We start from the raw sequence: 18492 nt of genomic DNA on the forward strand, positions 1-18492 counted from the left end.
ATTAACTTAACAAGGAAGTTGCTTCATGCCTAATGTACCCCCCAAGCAGAATCTAAGCGATACCGCGATTGCGACCATCGTTTCGGGTTTCGCCAGCCGCAGCGACGTGACGATAGATGATATCTTGACCTTGGTCGAACGTCTGCGCGCCACCCCGGCTGACGCCCCTGCCACCGCATTGGCCAATATCCCCGCCGCCGTTGCGCCCATCGCGCCCAAGGCCCAAGGCATGACTGCCGCGCCGGGTGAGCAACCGATGACCGATGACACGATCTTTTGCCTGTGCTGCGGCAAGGGGTTCAAAATGCTCAAGCGTCACCTCGGGGCCGAACATGGGCTGACCGAAGCGGAATACCGCGTGATGTTCAGCCTGCCCGCCGACGCGCCGCTGGTCGCGCCGAGCTACTCCAAGCGCAAGGCCGAATACGCGAAACGCGCAGGGCTGGGCAAATACAGCCGCGACAAGTCGGACAACAACGCAGAGCTTTCCTGATCTGGCCCCGGGCCCGATCTTGCGTAGTCGGGAGGCCGTGTGATGGCTGACAAAAAGAACGCGATGATCATCATCAAGCGCTACGACGCGGAGGGCGGCCATGCCCACCACGGCGGCGGTTGGAAGGTGGCCTATGCGGACTTCATGACCGCGATGATGGCGTTTTTTCTGCTGCTGTGGATCCTCGCCGCCTCGGATGAGGAAAAACTGCGCGGTCTGGCCAATTACTTTACGCCGACGGTGTCGGATGGGGGCTCCTCATCGGATGCGGCGGCGGACCTGCGTCCGCTGATGGCGGCAGGGGTGATGACTGGCGCGGTCGATAACACCGGCAATGTGCAAAAGCCGACCTTTGGCCGGGACAACCCGATGATGGTTTTCGACAGCCGGCTGCGCGACAAACCGGCGGCAGTGGTCGTGGAATATGCCGAAGCCCCCGAGCCCGCAGCAGCCGCCGATCCCGCCACATTGGCCGCGATTGAGGAATCCGAGCGCCGCCAGTCCGAGATTGACCGCATGGCCGAAGACATCGCTGAGCGGATCACCTCGGACAGCGCGCTGAATGATCTGGCGCGCAATGTTCGGTTGGAGAAATCGAACGGGGCGCTGACGGTTCAGGTGCTGGATCAGGACGAACGGTCGCTCTTTGCACGGGGCAGTGCTGATGTGACGCCCAAGACCCGTGAATTGCTGCTGGCCATCGGTGATGTGATCGCCGATCAGAACCAGCCGGTTGAGATCGTGGGCCATACCGATGCCGCCGCCTTTGGCGCGAACAACGGCTACACAAACTGGGAATTGTCGGCGGATCGTGCCAACGCCACGCGTCGCACGTTGATGGCCGCAGGCATCGCTGGCGCGCGCTTCATGCGGGTTTCCGGTGTGGCCGACACACAACCGATCAACACAATCGATCCCTTGGCTTCGGAAAATCGCCGCATCTCGATTCGCTTGGTGTACCAGGCCGAGTAGCCCTTGTTTTCAAGGCTCTATCGGCCCGGTTGTGCGTAATTCAAGCCTCGGCAAAAGTGCGACATCCCTGCCGCTGATTCCCAAAAATAATATCCGGTCTTGAAAAATTGTTGACGGTCAAGGTCTTGCGATCTAGACCTAAAGCAATAAACGAGCACCGGGCACCTAAAAAACTTTTAAAAAACGCCCGGATAAACCATGGACAGAACGTCCTGAACGAGGCGGAAATGCAGGTAAACTCACTTATAGGTGGCATCTGGAAGGGTGCCTGCCACATGGATTCATCGGCCGATGGCCGTCATTTCAACATGCTGATCCGGGCGCTTATTCCGGTTCAAGCTTCGGTCTTTGAGATGCAGGATTGGGCCGGTCACCCGGTGGCAATGCCTGATTGCATCGAACCGATCCCGGGCATTTGCCTTGGAGATATCCTTGCCGAAGAACTCGACGCCGATGTGCCTTATGGCTCGCTCGTCGTCATTCGCAAAAGCGACAATTTCACAAATATCTCCCAAGCCGCCGGTGCGCTGGTGGGCGAAGTCTTGATCGGGATCATCGGGCGCGGACTGTTCCCGATGATGGACGAAGACAGCGTTCTGCATGCATTGGGTCAGGCATATCATCACGCGGCAGAGGCGGATGAGCTGCTCAAGCTGGGGCTTGAGCCTGCGGCCTTCCGCATGGGGCTGAGCGCGGTTCTGGGGCAGTACTGGGGCCGTCCGGTCGACAGTCACTCGGTCTTTGCAGCACAGCCCGCCGAGAGCGCGCAGATTTCGCTGCGGGCCCTGACCGGCACGGAGACACCCGTGACCCTCAATCAGTGGACTCTGCGGTTGAAAGCCCTTGTTGAAGGCCGCAGCGCGCGCCGCGCCTTCGAAGATCAGCGCGGAAACGTGCGGATCTCCTGATCCCAAAAGGGCCTTCGGATTCCCTTGCGAAGGCCCAAGTTGGAGGACGCGAAATGATTGCTCAGCTTCAGGTAGCACCTGCGGTGCAGACAGCCGCAGGTCTCGGGCAGCCGTCCCAAAAAGGGGCGGCCGAAGGCTTTGCTGCGCTGATGCAGGGCATGGCGGGCCAAGAGGCCGCGCCAGAGCCGCAAGTTCAGGGCATGCAAACCCCCTTGCCGGAAACAGACACCGCCGAGGATGCGCTGCCCGAGGGGATCGACCTTGAGACGGCAGAGGGGCTGATGGCCCTGATGGATCACGCCATCGCGGGGCTGGAGGAGACCAACAACCCGGTCACCCCAAAGGCCGCACTCGCCGCATTTGCCGAAGCCTTGGGCGCGGCGCCGCCCGACAGCGTCGGCGCGTTGGAAGCGGTGGCCCAGTTTGACGACCCCAGCCTTGAGGCCGCGCTGGAAGAAAAACTTGGCCGTGCCATGCGCATCCCGACGCCGACCAGCCAGCTGAGCATCGCGTCGGCGGTGGTGCCGGTCGTCGGGCGGATCGCCATCGTTAAGGGGCAGGCCTTACGGATGGCCGAAGGGGCAGCGCCGGCTTTGCAAATTGATGGTATCGTCGGTCAAGTGGCCGCCAAGCCGGTAACCTCGGGCGACACGCAGGTCCTGCGGTTGACGCCTGCTTCGACTACAGAAATGGGCGCCGCGCCCACCGCGCCCGTTGCGGCTGCTGCGTCCGCCGCCCCCGTTGCGGCTGCCGAGGCCAGTACAATTTCCGCCGCGCAGGTGGACTTGAGCGCGGAAGCCGCAGATCCCCGCATCACCGCCGCCGCCGACCGGTTCAGCGCCTCTGTCGATGCCGCCAAGGCGCCCCAGCCCGGCACGAATGCCCCGGCAGCCGAGGCCGCGCTGCGCGAAGTCGCCGCTTTGACCGCGCCGCAGGCCCCGCAGAGTGAGGGGCTTCGCCTCAGCCCGCCACAGCCGACACCCGCGCCCGCGCCGAACCCCGCCGCCGCGCCTGATGAGCAACTGCGCCAGCATGTCAGCCAGCAGGTCCGCGGCCTCGACACCGCCGACAACAAGCTGCGCTTCTCGCTCTCGCCCTACGGCATGGGCGAGATCGAGATCGAAGTCGTGCGCAGCGAGACGGGCCGCATGCAGATCGCCATGACCACCGAAAGCGCCTCGGTGCTGAACATGTTGCGGCAAGACCGCGAACAACTGCTGGATGCGCTGCAGTCGCGCGGCATCAGCGCCGATAACGCCGACCTTGATTTCCAGACCTTCGACGACCGGGGCCGCAACGGCGGGCAGCAGCAGGGGCCAGAGTTCACCCAAAGAGCAGCGCAGGCCGATGACGCGCCGGGCAGTGACGCCCAGCCCTTGGCCCAAACCCCCAGCTCAAACTTGAGCGCCGGGCAGTTGGATATCCTCACCTGAAAGGCGAGACCATGATTGACGCGACCACAGCAAGCACCCTGAGCACCGCCAACACCTCGGCGGCGGCGACCTCTTCGGCTGAGCTTCAAGAGAGCTACAACAGCTTTCTGACCCTACTGACGGCGCAGATCTCAAACCAAGACCCGCTGAACCCGGTGGATTCGACGCAGTTCGTTTCGCAACTGGCGCAATTGACCCAAGTCGAGCAGAGCATCGCTACCAACGCGAGCCTTGAGCAGATCAGCACGATGCTTTCCACCGTCGGCGCGATGTCGGACCTGCAATTGATCGGGCGCGACGTGCTTGTCCCCTCGACCCAAGTGCGCATGACCGAAGATGAATTCCCGCTGAGCTATCAGCTCAATGCCGGGGCGGAGGATGTGACCGTCCGCATCTATTCCCAAGACGGCAGCCTGATCCGCGAGATGCCCGGCCCCTCTACCGCAGAGGGGGAGGTGATCGACGTGGATTGGAACCGCCTCGATTCAGTGGGCCTGCCGGTGCCGCCCGATACTTTCCGGGTTGAGATCACGGCGACGGATGCCGCTGGCAATGACGTGGGGGTGACCCCGTTGACCCGGTCCGAGGTGACGCGGGTGAACTTCACCGCCTTGGGGCCGGAGTTGGAGTTAGATAACGGGGAATCCGTGCTGTCGAACGTGGTGCGATCGGTTCTGTAAACCTTCGGCGCGGCGCGGGTCAGAGCCGCGCCACATCCTGTTTGTAGAGCGATACGAACATCACATCGTCGACGCCCTTATGTTCTTTGCTGATCAGATCGCGCAGCAGCCGCGAGAGAGCTTCGCTGTCAATCGCCACCCCGCGCAGCACAGCGCTTTCGGCGGCGAGGTTCATCGCCTGCAAAAGGGAATCGCGCATCCGCGTCGCATCTTCGACCCGGCGGTAGCGTTCGGCCAATTCCAGCGTTCCCATCTTCAGCGCGAAATCCGCCACGATATAAGAGACGCTGTTGGTCTTCTCCACCGGGATCGTCATCTGACCAAGCCGCACCACGGTGCGGTCCTTGGCCAGTTCATAGCTGTCCATCGGCGCTTGGGCCTCATCCTTGGCGGATGCCTCACCATGGGCGTCTTTCTCGGGGGTATGGGCTGCGTCTTTTGCAGCCTCATCCGCGCCATGGGGGGCGTTTTCATCAATCTCTGTTCCCGCCGCTTCGGCTGGGGCAGGGGCAAGGGCCAGACCGGCGCCATAGCCTGCACCCATGCAAAGCAAGGGGAGTGCTACGAATGCGATTGCTGCCTTTTTCATGTTCGACCTTTCCTGAGCTTTCGTCAGGTTTAACGGTCGATTGCGACGGCAATGGTCTCACTTTGTGACCAAGTCAGGAATTAATAGGGCAGGATCACATCCATCGCATCTTCGCCGTAACTGCGCTCTTGGGCGCGCGAAAGCGTGCCGCGACCGCCATAGGCGATGCGGGCTTCGGCGATCTTGTCGTAAGAGATGGTGTTGTCGTCACGGATGTCGGCAGGGCGCACGATCCCGGCCATGCGCAGCTCACGCAGCTCTTGATTCACCATGATTTCTTGGCGTCCCGCGACCACAAGCGTGCCGTTGGGCAATTTGTCGATGACCAAGGCGGCCACTTTAAGCTCGATCTGTTCGTTGCGCGAAATGGCGCCAGAGCCGCTTGCCTCGGAGGCCGAGCCGATCTCGACGACATCGCCGCTCGGGAGGTCGGCTGCGCTGATTCCGGGCAGAATTGCGGCAATTTTCGCGCCATAGCCAAAGAATGTCGGGAAACCGATGGAGCTTGCGCCCTCGCGTTCGCGGTCGGTGGAGTTGCGCAATTGCGCGCGGTCGTCGATTGAGATCACGACCGTGACGATATCACCGATATCATCGGCGCGCTGGTCCGCAAACAACGCTTCGCTGCGGGCCGAGAAGAGCGAGGCTTTGGCGCTGCCGCGGCGTGGCGGCTCCATCGCGACGGCGGGCATCGGCACTTGAACGCGGGCCACTTCAGGGATGGTTTGCCCATCCACCACGATCGGCGAGGGCTGCGGATCGCGGTCGAAGTGATCTGCGGTATCACAGGCGGTCAGGGCAAGGGCCGCGCCCAACATCAAGACAGAGGGGCGCGCGAAAGCGGTGGTCATCGAATGATCTCCACGGTCCCTTCGCCGGTGGCGATGCCGGTGACCGTTTTGTTGCTGACAAGGTTCACGATACGGATTTCCTGCCCCTCATGCGCATCATCAAGTGCGCGCCCCGGAGAGGAGAGGGCGAGAAGCCCGTCGCTGAAATAGATATCCACCCGCTCACCCCGGTTGATGACCAAGGGCTGGATGATGGACTGGATCTGGATCGGGCGGCCCGGCGTCAGGACGCGGCGGACCTGTTTGCCGATGACCTCTTCCATATCCGTCATCACATAGGTGCCGATGCGTCCCACGGGTAGGCGCATGACGGTCAGGTCGTCTTCCATGATGATATCATCGGGCAGCAGGCGCGTGACGGGGACAGGGACCGGCATGGTCACAAGGGCATAGCCGCCGATGCGCTGCACCTCGCCTGTCTCAAGCACCGCATTCGCCAGAAATTTGCCGCTGCGCGGGTCCATCCAGAACTCTGCCAGCGTCAACACGGCGTCAGCTGGGGCGTCCTTGATTGTGATCTCGAACTCGCCGTCTTGCGGCAGGCTGTCGGCGTAATCCGTGCGCGCGCGTTCCTCGACCAACACACCGATGGGGGCCGACAGGGCAGGGCCCGTCAGCACCATCAGGCCAAGGAAGAGGGCGGCGAGCCGTTTCATTAGCGGATTTGGTTCGCAGCCGAGAGCATCTGGTCTGCGGTCTCGATTGACTTGGAGTTCATCTCATAGGCGCGCTGCGCCGAGATCAGATCGGTAATCTGCTGAATGACATTCACGTTGGACGCCTCAAGATAGCCCTGACGGATCATCCCCGCGCCCGGATCACCGGGGTTCACCACCTGCGCTTCGCCCGAGGCTTCGGTTGCCAGCAGGAAGTTGTTGCCCACCGGGCGCATCCCCGGCTCGTTGACAAAGGTGGTCAGGCTGAACTGGCCCAGCTCCACCGGCACGGGATCGTTTTCGACATAGGCCATCACGACGCCCTGTTCGTTGATTTCGACCGCTGTGGTGTTTTCGGGCACGACCATGCCCGGCTCGACGCGGTAGCCCTGCATCGTGACGATCTCCCCCTCGGGGGAAAGCTGGAACGACCCGTCGCGGGTATAAGCGGTGCCGCCATCGGGCAGCGTGACCGAGAAATACCCACGCCCGTCGATGGCGACGTTAAGCTGGTTCTCGGTGGCAACCATGCCGCCTTGAGTATTCAGCCGCACGGTGCCTGCGGTCTGCACGCCCATGCCGATATCGATGCCCACGGGGCGGGTCGATCCGGCCTCGGAAGTGACGGCGCCCTCGCGCTGCATCGATTGATAGATCAGATCCTGAAAGGCGGCGCGGCTGGCTTTGAACCCGGTGGTGTTCGCGTTGGCGATGTTGTTCGAGATCACATCGACATTGGTCTGCTGCGCCATCATGCCGGTTGCGGCGATGCTAAGTGCCTTCATTGTCTCGTTCCTTCCGTTTCACGGATGTCGGGGTCAGACCGCCTGCGCGATCCGTTTGAGCGAGTCGCGGCGCAGGTCGTCCGCATTGCCCATCATGGTATTGGTGCGCTCATAGGCGCGTTGCACGTCGATCAGGCGGGTCATCTCGCGCACCGGGTTGACGTTGCTAAGCTCCAGCGTGCCTTGGCGCACCTGCACGGCTTCGGCCACGGCAGGATTGGCGGCGCCCTCTGGCGCAACCAGCATGCCGCCGCCAAGGCGCTTGTAGCTTTGGATTTCTGGGATATTAAAAACGCCGATACGGCCCAGCGGGCCGGTCTCACTGCCCGAAATCGTGCCATCTTCGGAAATGTTGATGTCGCCCAGGCCTGCGGGTGGCAGTTGGATCGGCGCACCGCCCGCGTCGAGCACTTTTGCCCCCGACAACAGGGTCAGATTGCCCTCCGGATCGAGGACAAAGCTGCCATCGCGGCCAAAGGCCTGCTGCCCGTCGGCGGTTTGATAGCTGAACCACCCCTCACCATGCAGCGCCACATCCAGCGGGTTGCCAGTCTGCGACAGCGCGCCGGGGCGGGTGTCGATGTAGGAGCCCGTGTCGCTGACGAATGCCGCCTGATCGTCGCCAAGCGCGGTGTTGTCCTGCAGCAGCGCTTCGAACACCACATGTTCGCCCTTGTAGCCTGCGGTGCTGGCGTTGGCGATGTTGTTGGCGGTGATGTCGAGTTGGCGCTGAAGGGAAGTCGCCAGCGACATGCTGATATGGCTGGTTTCCGTCATGGCGGGCCTCAGTTTGGGCAAGGATGGCGTGACTTTATTGAAGGTCAGTGTGAAATAAAGAATGGATCTTTACAAGAATAAAGTGCATCTATTCATAGAATGAAGCATCTGCACAACATTGTCCTTGGTCTCTCTTTGATCTTGGCCGCGCCTGTGGCGGGGGAGGTAGGCGCTATCTTTGCGCCTCTATCCTTGGTGGAACATGGGCGAGAGGATTTCCTTGCCGCCCGTGAGACGCTGATGGCGCAGCTTTTCGCCGCGACCGATCCGGATGCCCCTCAGCGGGCCGCGGCGCTGCTGGACCTTTCGGAACTGCACCTTGCATGGATGATGCGCCCTGAGGCGGCAGGCTTTCTGGCGGCACTCGACGCCGAGGCCCTCAAAGGTGACGCAGCGCGGCGGCATCGAACATTGAACCTCGCCCTTGCTTTGTTGGAAGAGGACGCGGGCGCGGGCGGAGATTTGGGGCAGGCGGTGTCTTGGTCCGTCGGGTGGAGCGAGGGGCAGGCCCTGCGGGCAGCGGCCTTTGCCCGGCTGGGGGCGGCGGAGGAGGCGGCGCGTTTGATGCCGCGCACGTTGGAGAGTCTCGGCGCCCTGTCACCCGCGATCCAAGCCGCGGTCCTGCCGGACCTGCTTGAGGCGGCTTTGGAGGCCGAGAATTGGGATGTGGCGCAGGCACTGGCCGCGCAGTTTCCCAAACATGCAGAGTTGCGCGATGGCCCCGCCTATCGCTACCTGCTGGCCCGCGCGTCAGAAGTGTCGGGCGATCTTTTGATGGCCTTTGAGGGGTATGTCCAAGCCGCGCAGGGCCGCGATCTCTATGCGCAACGGGCGCGGCTCGCGCTGGTGCGGATGGGGCGAGAGACCGAGACCTTGCCGGGGGAGGATGCGCTGTCCCTGCTCAAAGCCGCCCGCTGGATGTGGAGCGGGGATGACCTTGGCCGCGAGGGCGCGGTGCTGCTGGCCGAGGTCGCGACAGAGCAGGGCGATACCGATACCGCCCTTTGGGCCTTGCACAATTTGCTGCGCAGCGCCCCTAATGATGAGGCCGACGCGCTACGCGCGCAGGCGCGGGACATCTACGGCGCATTCTACGCCGCAGGCGCTGCAGGTGAGCTCGATCTGGGGCCGTTCCTTGAGGGGCACGCCCGCATCAGCGCCCGCTGGCGCTTTGATCCGGGTTTTGTGGAACATGCCGCCGCCGTGCCGCAGCGCCTGCTGGACACCGGGATGACCGCCCTTGCTGCGCGCGAGTATCGCGCGTTGCGTGAAATGGTGGAGGCTCTGGAGGGGGTCGGGACGAATGCCCCCGATGCAGCCCTTTTGGCCGATCTGCGCCGCGGCGAGGCCCGCGCGCTTTTGGCAGGCGGGCAGGCGGATGCGGCCGTAGATTTACTAAGCGGCTATGCCGACGATCAGGGGGCCGAGGCCGAAGCCCTTTTGGTCGAAGCCTTGGCGCAGGCGGGCCGCACGGATGAGTTGGCCGCCCTGCGCCTGCGCGCCCAAGACATGGACCTGCGCCGCAGCCGTGCGGTGGCTCTATACGAGACCGGCAAATGGGGCGCGGCCCGGCAGGCCTTTCTTGAAATGTGGGAGGCCCATCCCCCGCAGTTCGCCTTTGCCGATGCTACGCGCCTGACCCTTGCCGCCTATCAAGCGGGCGACAGCGAGACCGTCGCCCGGGCCGCCGCGGCCTTTCCCGCGCTTGCCGAATTGCCCGGCTGGGCAGACCTCGCCACCGGGCTCGGCGCACAGCCCCGAGGGGAGGGGCCGCTGGGATCAGACGTGATGCGGCTGAGCATGGAAAGCGCGGACCGTATCCTTGATGCCGTGACCAAAGTGACGGATGTCAAGGAAAGTCAGTGACATAAATATCAAATGCAAAATTTATTCTTGCTTTAGTCATGAAGAATCGGCTTTCTCATGTATAGGTCAAGAATAACAAGAACGAGCAGGATCAAGTCATGAGCATTACAAGCGCCCTCCAGATCGGGGTCAGCGGGTTGCAGGCCAACTCCTCCCGCGTCCAGAATATCTCTAGCAATATCGCCAACGCCAATACGGTTGGCTATCGGCGGACCTTTTCGGAATTCGTGACGCAGAATACCGGGGCAACGCAGGCGGGGGTGCTCACGGACGTGCGGGCCGATATCTCGGCCAATGGCAACATCATGGGCACCGGTCGCTCAACGGATCTGGCGGTGCAGGGTGATGGCTTTTTCGTCGTGTCGCGCAACCCCAATGATCCTGTCGAATCCAACTACTACATGACCCGTGCGGGTTCCTTTACCCCGGATCAGAACGGCAACCTGCGCAACTCTGCGGGTTATTTTCTGTCGGGCTTTCCCACCGATGCAGCCGGGGCCACCGGCAGTGTCAGCAGCACCAGCTACAATGACCTCAGCACCGTGAATGTGGCCAGCTATCAGGTTCAAGGTACGCCCAGTGCGCGCGTCGGCGTGTCTGGCAATGTGCCTGCGCAGGAAACCGGGGCCGGCAGCACCGGCACGGCCTTCGAATCCACCCTGCGCTACGTCAATCAGCTGGGCGGCAGCGACGCGCTGACCCTGTCTTGGGCTCCGGGTACCACGGCCAATGAATGGACCGTCAGTATCAGCGATGAGGCAGGCAACAGCTATGGCGATGCGAGGGTGAACTTCACCGACAGCGGCGTCAACGCGGGCAGCCCCGAGAGCTACACGCCCGGCACCCTGCCGATTGACCCCGCGACCGGCGTTGTGACCCTGTCGATCAACAACGGCGGCACTCCACAACCGCTTGAGATCGATTTTGGCGCGCCCGGCACCCTTGAGGGGATGACCCAGTTTTCCGGCGACTACACGCCCCCGGCCTTTTCGGACGACGGCACCGAGACCGGCAGCCTTGAGCGGGCCGAGATGAGCGACAGCGGCATCCTTTATGGGGTCTTTGACAACGGTCAGCGCCGTGCGCTGTTCCAAGTGCCGCTTGCCAATGTTGCCAACCCCGACCAGATGCGCTCGGTCGATGGCAACGCCTATGTTGCCACCCGCGATTCCGGCGCAGTGAGCATCGGCAATCCGATGCTGAACGGTCTGGGCAGCATCAACAGCGGCGCGCTGGAAGGCTCCAACGTGGACATCGCCCAAGAGCTTACCGACCTGATCCAAACGCAGCGGGCCTATTCCTCCAGCGCCAAGATCATCACCACCAGCGACGAAATGCTGAGTGAAACGCTAAGTATCAAACGTTAACCCGGTGCATGAATGAGCATCTCATCCGCCTTTAGCATTGCCCGCAGCGGGCTGAGCACGACAGAGGGTCGCGCCAGCCTTGTTGCGGGCAATATCGCCAATGCGCAAACCGAAGGTTATGTCCGCCGTGAAGCGGCGCAGGTCTCCACCAACGGTCAAAGCGGAACGGTGGAGCTGCGCATCGCGCGGCAGGTGGATGAACGCCTTGCAGGCATGTCGCGGAATGCTTCGGCGGAACTGGGCCACGCCTCTGCCACGAGTGAAATTCTCAGCAGCTATCTGATTACCTTGGGCGAGCCGGGCGATGAGGTTTCCCCCGCCGCCCGTCTGGCGGAGTTTCAGGCCGGTCTCGACCTTCTGGCCAATAACCCCTCCGATCCTGCGGCGCAGAACGACCTGCTGTCGCGGACCGAGACCTTGGTGCACAGCATCAACAAAGCCGCCATCGAGCTTGAAGCCAGCCGCGGACAGGCTGGCGATAGCCTTGTGTCGAGCGTGGGTGAGGTGAACGCGGCGCTGTCGGATATTGCCGAACTGAACGAACGTCTGGCGCTTGCCGGGACCGATCCCACCGGCACCAGCGGGCTGATGGATGAGATGAACCGTCGCCTTGATGCGTTGAGCACGCAGATGGATTTCCAAGGCCGATGGGAAGCGGACGGAACGCTGACGCTGCACACCACCGGCGGCACGGAATTGGTTCATGGAGAGACAGCCGTCAAGCTAAGCGCCAACCGCGATACCGGGCGGCTGATGGCCGGGGATGTCGATATCACACCAAACAGCGCCACCGCGCGCGGGTCCGACAGCGGCCGCCTTGCGGGGCTGAGCGGGTTGATCGCCAATGATTTGCCGCAGATGAAACTGCAGCTGGATGAGCTCGCCCGCGGGCTGGTGCAGAGTTTCGAGGCCGCCGATGCCTCAGTCGGGGCCGGGCAGCCGGGGCTGTTCACCGACGCGGGTGGCGCGTTTGACCCGGCGCAATTGGATGGGTTGGCCGGGCGGCTTTCGATCAACAACAGCGTTCAGCCCGACAAGGGCGGCGCGCTGTGGCGTCTGCGCGATGGCGTCGGGGCCACTCTCCCCGGAGAGCCGGGCGACACCACGCAATTGAACGCCTTCGTCGATGTCCTTGAAACGGGGATGACCTTCGACGCGGCGACCGGCCTTAGCACCAATGCGCGTCTGGGGGATTTCGCCGCTGATCTGGTCAGCCAGCAGAACGTCCTGCGGGTCAGCGCCGACGCGCAGGCCGAGACGGCCCGCGTGCGGCTTATCACCTTTGAGGACAACCGCAGCAGCATCGAAGGCGTCAACGTCGACACCGAATTGCAAAAGCTCTTGGAAATTGAACAGGCCTACGGCGCCAATTCGCAGGTGCTCAGCAGCCTGAGCGACATGCTCGATACCCTTTTGGCCAGCGTGTGAGGATAGAATGACCGAGATTTCCCGCACCGTCTCCACCGCCCTGCAAAGCCTGCGCCAGCGCGAGCAGACCAGCCGCCTCGCCGCCGAGATCTCGGATGTGTCGAAAGAGGTGACAACGGGGCTGAAGGCCAACCCCTATGACGATCTGGGCCATCGCTCTGCCGATGCCATCGCCATCCGGATGCAGATCACCCGCAACGATGGTTTCCTGACCTCCAATGCGCTTTTAGATCGTCGCTTTCTCGCCGTGGAAACCTCGCTTGGCGCCATGCGCGATGTCGGGCAAGAGGTGCTTGAACAGGCTTTCACCGCTGACAGCGCGGGCGGGCTTTCGACGAGCTACCTGTCTCAGGCGGCGCGCACGGCGCTTGACCGGGTGTTGGAACGAGCCGCGGTCAGCGACAGTTCCGGCTTCCTGATGTCCGGCACCCGCACTGACACGAACCCGCTGCAGGCATGGGACGAGATCAACCCGCGCACGGGGGAATCCCCGGCCATCGCAGTGGATCATATGATTGGCGGCCCCCTGACGGATATGGCCGATGTGCGGCGCGCCATCGACGATCTTAAGGCGGGGTTTGGCGATAGTTCAGTGTTCCCAAACCATAATTTCGAAAACACCTTTTACAACGGCGCACCGACAGGCAATCCGCCGCTGACCTCGCGCACCTCTGAGACTCAGACGCTGACCCAAGGCGCGCAGGCCAACGACCCGGCGATCCGCGATCTGATGCGCGGTCTGGCCATGCTGAGCGCGGTAAACCCCAGCGATATCCCTGATGAGGCCGCCCGTGATGCGTGGCTAACTGAGGCCCGCAGCGCCATCGGCGCCGGGCTCGAAGGGCTGACCGATCTGGAAACCCAGACCGGCCTGAAACGGGCGCAACTGGCCGATACGATCTCGGCTCAGGAAAGCCGGGCGCTGTTTCTCGACGCCGAAGTGATGAACCTCGAAGGCGTCGATCAATATGACGCAGCCACCCGTCTGACCCAATTGCAAAACCAGCTCGACTCCAGCTTTGCCGTCACCGCGCGCCTCTCGCGCCTGTCCTTTTTGAACTACCTTTAACCGGAACCGCCGCCCATGAACGCCCTGTTTAAACTCCTGCTGATCGGCCTCACCTTCGTGCTTGCCGCGCCGGCGGCTGCACAGGTGCGGATCAAGGATATCGTCACCGTCGAAGGCGTGCGGTCGAACCAATTGGTCGGCTACGGGCTGGTTGTGGGCCTCAACGGCACGGGCGACAGCCTGCGCAACGCGCCCTTCACCGAACGCGCGATTGAGGGCATGTTGGAGCGGCTCGGCATCGGCAACCTGACCGAGGACCAGATGCGCACGGCGAATACTGCCGCGGTCATGGTCACCGCGTCCCTGCCGCCTTTCGCGCGGATGGGCAGCACCATTGATGTGGTTGTGTCCTCCCTGGGCGATGCGTCTTCGCTGCGCGGCGGCACTTTGATCGTCACGCCGCTGACCGCCGCCGATGGTGAGATTTACGCCGTGGCCCAAGGCCCGATCGCCGTTGCGGGTTTCGCGGCCCAAGGCCTCAATGCCTCCATCGTCGAAGGCGTGCCCACCGGCGCGCGGATTGACAACGGCGCCATCGTCGAACGTGAGGTCGACTTTGATTTCAGTGAGATGACCAGCATCAAGCTCGCGCTGCGCAACGCAGATTTCGTGACCGCGCAACGGGTGGAAGCCGCGATTAACCAAGCCATGGGACCGGTCGCCACCGCCATCGATTCGCGCACCATCACCGTATCCGCCTACGGCAAAGGATCGTTGATGGAGACGATGGCCCTGATCGAGCCACTGCAAGTGCAGCCCGATCAAGTCGCCAAAGTGGTGATCGACGCACGCTCCGGCACCATTGTCATCGGCGCGAATGTCCGCATCGACCGCGTCGCGGTCAGTCAAGGTGGCCTGACCGTCACCGTCCGCGATGATTTCAACGTCAGCCAACCTGAATCGCTGTCGATTGGCGGGACCACCGTGGTGGTGCCGAATTCTTCGGTCGGCGTCGAAGAGAAAGACGCGAAATTTGCCGTCATCGACGGGTCGGTCAGCCTGCAACGGCTGGTCGACGGGCTGAACGCCATTGGCGTCGGCGCGACCGAGACGATTTCAATCCTTCAAGCCATCAAGGCGGCGGGCGCTCTGCATGCCGACCTTGAGATCATCTAGGGGCAGGTCATGGAATTCGCATCTCTCCCAATCCCCGCGCCGACCCCGGCAGCGAAGCCTGCAGTGACACAGGCCGATGCCGTCACCGCCGAAAAAGCGCAGGAGTTCGAGGCGATGTTCCTTGGACAGATGGTCGATGAAATGCTCTCGACTGTGGACATCGGCAGCTTTGGCGGCGGCCATGCCGAAGAGACATGGCGCAGCTTTTTGTCCAACGCGATTGGCGAAAGCATCGCCGAGCAGAACAGCACCGGCATCGCCCGCAGCATTGAAACCGCCATGCAGCGCTATCAAACGGGGGCAGACCGATGAGCGATCCGCGCAAAGCACTCGCCGCCGTGGATGCATTGGGCAATCTGCTGCGCCGCGAAATCGCCGCGGTCGAGGGCGGGGCGTTCAATCAACTGGTCGAATTCGCCAGCGAAAAAGCCCGACTCACCGCCGTGTTGGAAGAGCAACTCAGCCACGACCCCGAAGCGGTCAGCAAAGATAAATTGCGCGATCTAAAAGATCTGATTGCGCGCGATCATCACCACCTGCAATTGGCCCGCCAAGCCACGGCAGAGATGATCAAAGAAGTTTCCGGAATCCGGGAAAAGCACAGCATTGCAGGCATTTACGGCCGAAGCGGTGCGAAGCGTGACAACCGCGCAACACTGATGACAACCGTGGACAAAAGTTTCTGAATTGCCTCAATGTTGCCAGTTTTTCGCGTAAAAACGTAATCAAGCGGGTTCGCCCCGCAGTTGTCAGAACGACGACATAACGAACTAGAATAGTCTGGAATAAGAACATGTCTTCGATCAACACAAACACCTCCGCAATGAATGCTCTCGCAACTCTGCGGAACGTCAACTCGAACCTTGGGACAACCCAAGACCGTATCTCGACCGGTCTCAAAGTTTCTTCCGGTAAGGACAACGCAGCTTACTTCGCGATTTCCGAAACCATGAAGGGCGACAGCGGCATGACCAAAGCCGTGAATGAGAGCCTGACACTGACCAAGAACTCGGTTGCGACCGCGCGTCTTGGCGCAGAGCAGTTCTCCGAGCTTGCATCGGAATTCCGTGACAAGGTTGCATTCGCCCAAGAGAACAAGGGGGGTCTGACCGAAATCGAAGCCGACCTGACCCGTCTCGTGGCCGACATGGACGCGATCATTTCGCAGTCGACCTTTAACGGCGACGACTTGGTCAACGCAGAGGGCACAGCAACGGACGGGACCGCGGCCACCGCGTCAACGATTGATCCCGCAACTGGTATAATCACGGATGGCACCAGCGGCGCAAAAGCGGCGCGTGAAGTCGTAAGCGGTATCAGCCGTGATTCTGCTGGCAACCTGACCACGACTAAGATCAGCGTCTCCCCGGTCGACCTGAACGGTCAGCGCGAGCAATTCGCCCTGATCGCGACAGGCTTTGCGACGAACGCGGGCAACGCCACCACAGGTGAAGCTTTCCTTGCGCAAGTGCTGACGGAGGCCGATGAAGCCAAAACAGCTTCCGTAAGTGCCTCCACAACTCTGGGTCAGGCCGAAAAGTCGATCGAGCGTCAGCAGGAATTCCTGACCAAGCTCTCCGACAACCTCGACACTGGCGTTGGCGCGATGGTTGACGCCAACATGGAAGAAGAAGCCGCCCGTCTTCAGGCGCTTCAGGTTCAGCAGCAGCTGGCATCGCAGTCCCTGTCGATCGCCAACCAGGCGCCGCAGAACATCCTGAGCCTGTTCCGTTAAGGATTAGGGTTTTCGGGGCCAGAGCCTAGCGCTTTGGCCCCGGTCCAACCGCCTCAGAATTTGCGGTTGGCAGGCAGCAAACTATAAAAACAAGGAAGAATTCCTATGGGGCTGGCAGCATACAAACGAACAATTCGCGAAAGCGAAACCCCGCGGCAGATCGAGCGCCGCATCCTGAGCCGCGTCACACATGACCTTGCCGACAAGGGCCAAGGCTTTGATGCGACCGAGAGCAAGAGTGAGCGGTTGAACATCCTCGCCTCCGGTCTGCGCGACGCAATTTACGAAAACCAACGGTTTTGGTCGGCCCTGCGCTTTGACCTATCCGAACCGGAAAACAAGATGCCCGACGGGTTGAAAGCGTCGCTGATTTCCATCGCACTTTGGGTGGACCGTCACAGCACCGCGCTGATGGCAGGCGAGGGGCGTCTGGCGGGTCTTGTTGAGATCAATGGCAACATTGCCGCAGGTTTGGCCGGGCAGGCCGCGCCGCAGATGCAGGAGGTGTAAGATGCTGAAACTCACCCTTCGCCCCCGTGAACGTGTGGTCGTGAACGGCTGCGTCATCCGCAACGGCGACCGCCGTCAGGCGCTGACCGTCGAAAACCGCGCCGACATTGTGCGCGAGTCCGATCTGTTGAAGCCGGATGCGGAATCCACGCCCGTGTCCAAGGTCTATTTCTTGGTGCAAACGGCGCTGATCCGTCCCGATACCCGCGATCAAATCTTGCCAATGATCCAGCAAGGCTTGGCCGATCTCGCCTGTTGCTTTGGCGCTGAGATGCGCAGCCGGATCATGGAAGCGGCGAACTTCGTCTCAATGGCCGACTTCTACAAAGCGATGAGCGAGTTGCGCGCGGTGCTCAAATACGAGACTGAGCTGATGCAGCTTCGCCCGGCGCCTCGGGCGCCTAACCATGAGGCCGCGCACGCATGATTTCGCTGGGCGGCATCGGCACGCAGGTGGCGATTAAGCTGTTTGACGCAACGCGCGACAAACAGCTCGACCTTGCCGCCAACAATGCCTTGAACGCCCGGCAGATCGAAGCCTTTAAAGAGCGTATCGGCGACATCAAATCTGCAAAGGAATTTGTTGCCGATACCGAAGTTTATACTTTTGTCATGCGGGCATTTGATCTTGAGGATCAGATCTTCGGTAAGGCAATGATCCGCAAAACGCTAGAGAGCAATTCCGATGAGTCTTCGGCCCTGGTGAACCGGCTGAGCAACCCGAAGATCAAAGATATGTACGATACGTTGGGCTTTGCCCCCGATGGTGGGCGGAGCTTTAACTTCAATCGCACGGGCTGGCAGGATGAGATGATCGACCGGTTCAAAGAACGGGTCGTTCTAAACTCTGCCGGGGAAGACAACGAAGGCGCCCGGATTGCCTTGGAGTTCAAATCCAAAGCCTCTGAAATCAACACTTGGCTCGACGTGTTGAAAGACGAAGACCTCGGCAGCTTTATGCGCCGTGCGCTTGGCGTACCGGATGAGGCGATTGGGGTCGATCTCGACCGCCAGATCGCGCTTTTTGAACAGAAGTTCGACATCGAAAAGCTGAAAGACCCCGCCGAGGTCGACAAGCTCGTCTCGCGGTTCTCGGCGATTTACGATGCGGTAGAGGGTGTCTCGTCGTCGTCGAACACCGTGCTTTCGCTGATGCAGGGGGCCGTCTCTATCGGTCAGGGCGGCACCTTCACGGCCATCACCATCGACATCCCCACGATCACCGGTGGCTACAGCGCGTCGAGCGCCTACCGCTGA

Annotated in this window: 21 protein-coding genes; 16 read left to right on the forward strand and 5 right to left on the reverse strand. The window is 61.8% G+C overall.

Annotated features, from left to right (window positions below; all coding sequences use genetic code 11):
* The first annotated feature begins 25 nt into the window (after positions 1-25).
* From B5M07_RS04540 to B5M07_RS04560, 5 genes are all read left to right on the forward strand, one after another.
* Positions 26-493 (forward strand): MucR family transcriptional regulator, encoded by a 468-nt coding sequence (locus B5M07_RS04540; RefSeq protein WP_120350411.1) that lies wholly within the window; start codon positions 26-28, stop codon positions 491-493.
* A 42-nt stretch (positions 494-535) separates the two neighbouring features.
* Positions 536-1465 carry a flagellar motor protein MotB gene (locus tag B5M07_RS04545; RefSeq protein WP_067938892.1) on the forward strand — a complete coding sequence of 310 codons (930 nt, stop codon included), beginning with the start codon at positions 536-538 and terminating at the stop codon, positions 1463-1465.
* Positions 1466-1740: 275 nt separating this feature from the next.
* Entirely contained in the window at positions 1741-2373 is a 633-nt protein-coding gene (locus B5M07_RS04550) for a hypothetical protein (protein WP_067938894.1), read from the forward strand.
* Positions 2374-2426: 53 nt separating this feature from the next.
* Positions 2427-3806 (forward strand): flagellar hook-length control protein FliK, encoded by a 1380-nt coding sequence (locus B5M07_RS04555; protein ID WP_120350412.1) that lies wholly within the window; start codon positions 2427-2429, stop codon positions 3804-3806.
* Positions 3807-3817: 11 nt separating this feature from the next.
* Positions 3818-4486 carry a flagellar hook assembly protein FlgD gene (locus B5M07_RS04560; RefSeq protein ID WP_067629244.1) on the forward strand — a complete coding sequence of 223 codons (669 nt, stop codon included), beginning with the start codon at positions 3818-3820 and terminating at the stop codon, positions 4484-4486.
* Between the two features lie 19 nt (positions 4487-4505).
* On the opposite strand, the gene B5M07_RS04565 is transcribed toward B5M07_RS04560, so the two are convergent.
* The 5 genes from B5M07_RS04565 to flgF all read right to left on the reverse strand — a co-directional run bounded on the left by B5M07_RS04565 (position 4506) and on the right by flgF (position 8144).
* Positions 4506-5075: a hypothetical protein gene (locus tag B5M07_RS04565; protein WP_067629242.1), complete on the reverse strand. Its 570-nt coding sequence runs from the start codon at positions 5073-5075 to the stop codon at positions 4506-4508.
* 80 nt (positions 5076-5155) lie between these two features.
* Positions 5156-5926: a flagellar basal body L-ring protein FlgH gene (locus B5M07_RS04570; RefSeq protein WP_120350413.1), complete on the reverse strand. Its 771-nt coding sequence runs from the start codon at positions 5924-5926 to the stop codon at positions 5156-5158.
* On the reverse strand, positions 5923-6582 hold the full coding sequence (gene flgA, locus B5M07_RS04575; RefSeq protein ID WP_120350414.1) for a flagellar basal body P-ring formation chaperone FlgA: 660 nt from the start codon (positions 6580-6582) through the stop codon (positions 5923-5925). Before flgA ends, B5M07_RS04570 begins: the two co-directional genes overlap by 4 nt.
* Entirely contained in the window at positions 6582-7367 is a 786-nt protein-coding gene (flgG, locus tag B5M07_RS04580; RefSeq protein WP_067938908.1) for a flagellar basal-body rod protein FlgG, read from the reverse strand. Before flgG ends, flgA begins: the two co-directional genes overlap by 1 nt.
* Before the next feature lie 33 nt (positions 7368-7400).
* Positions 7401-8144: a flagellar basal-body rod protein FlgF gene (gene flgF, locus B5M07_RS04585; protein ID WP_067629234.1), complete on the reverse strand. Its 744-nt coding sequence runs from the start codon at positions 8142-8144 to the stop codon at positions 7401-7403.
* Positions 8145-8243: 99 nt separating this feature from the next.
* Between flgF and B5M07_RS04590 the strand changes: the two genes are divergently transcribed.
* The 11 genes from B5M07_RS04590 (at position 8244) to B5M07_RS04640 (ending at position 18492) form a co-directional block, all read left to right on the forward strand.
* Positions 8244-10010, forward strand: coding sequence for a hypothetical protein (locus tag B5M07_RS04590; protein ID WP_120350415.1), 1767 nt, complete (start codon positions 8244-8246; stop codon positions 10008-10010).
* A gap of 98 nt (positions 10011-10108) precedes the next feature.
* Positions 10109-11377, forward strand: a complete 1269-nt coding sequence (locus tag B5M07_RS04595; protein WP_120350416.1) for a flagellar hook protein FlgE — start codon at positions 10109-10111, stop codon at positions 11375-11377.
* Between the two features lie 12 nt (positions 11378-11389).
* Positions 11390-12805, forward strand: coding sequence for a flagellar hook-associated protein FlgK (gene flgK, locus B5M07_RS04600; protein WP_120350417.1), 1416 nt, complete (start codon positions 11390-11392; stop codon positions 12803-12805).
* A 7-nt stretch (positions 12806-12812) separates the two neighbouring features.
* Positions 12813-13874, forward strand: a complete 1062-nt coding sequence (locus B5M07_RS04605) for a flagellin (RefSeq protein WP_120350418.1) — start codon at positions 12813-12815, stop codon at positions 13872-13874.
* A gap of 15 nt (positions 13875-13889) precedes the next feature.
* Complete coding sequence (locus B5M07_RS04610) at positions 13890-14990, forward strand: flagellar basal body P-ring protein FlgI (protein ID WP_120350419.1); 1101 nt, start codon at positions 13890-13892, stop codon at positions 14988-14990.
* Positions 14991-14999: 9 nt separating this feature from the next.
* On the forward strand, positions 15000-15302 hold the full coding sequence (locus tag B5M07_RS04615; RefSeq protein WP_120350420.1) for a rod-binding protein: 303 nt from the start codon (positions 15000-15002) through the stop codon (positions 15300-15302).
* A 26-nt stretch (positions 15303-15328) separates the two neighbouring features.
* Entirely contained in the window at positions 15329-15676 is a 348-nt protein-coding gene (locus tag B5M07_RS04620) for a hypothetical protein (RefSeq protein ID WP_162931812.1), read from the forward strand.
* A 107-nt stretch (positions 15677-15783) separates the two neighbouring features.
* Positions 15784-16725: a flagellin N-terminal helical domain-containing protein gene (locus tag B5M07_RS04625; RefSeq protein WP_120350422.1), complete on the forward strand. Its 942-nt coding sequence runs from the start codon at positions 15784-15786 to the stop codon at positions 16723-16725.
* Between the two features lie 105 nt (positions 16726-16830).
* Positions 16831-17235: a flagellar biosynthesis regulator FlaF gene (gene flaF, locus B5M07_RS04630; protein ID WP_120350423.1), complete on the forward strand. Its 405-nt coding sequence runs from the start codon at positions 16831-16833 to the stop codon at positions 17233-17235.
* 1 nt (position 17236) lies between these two features.
* Positions 17237-17662, forward strand: coding sequence for a flagellar biosynthesis repressor FlbT (locus B5M07_RS04635; protein WP_120350424.1), 426 nt, complete (start codon positions 17237-17239; stop codon positions 17660-17662).
* A complete protein-coding gene (locus tag B5M07_RS04640; RefSeq protein ID WP_120350425.1) occupies positions 17659-18492 on the forward strand; it encodes a DUF1217 domain-containing protein in 834 nt (277 codons plus the stop codon). The genes B5M07_RS04635 and B5M07_RS04640 overlap by 4 nt, the downstream gene beginning before the upstream one ends.

Origin of the sequence: Sulfitobacter sp. D7 (assembly GCF_003611275.1) — a bacterium.
Classification (GTDB): Bacteria; Pseudomonadota; Alphaproteobacteria; order Rhodobacterales; family Rhodobacteraceae; genus Sulfitobacter; species Sulfitobacter profundi.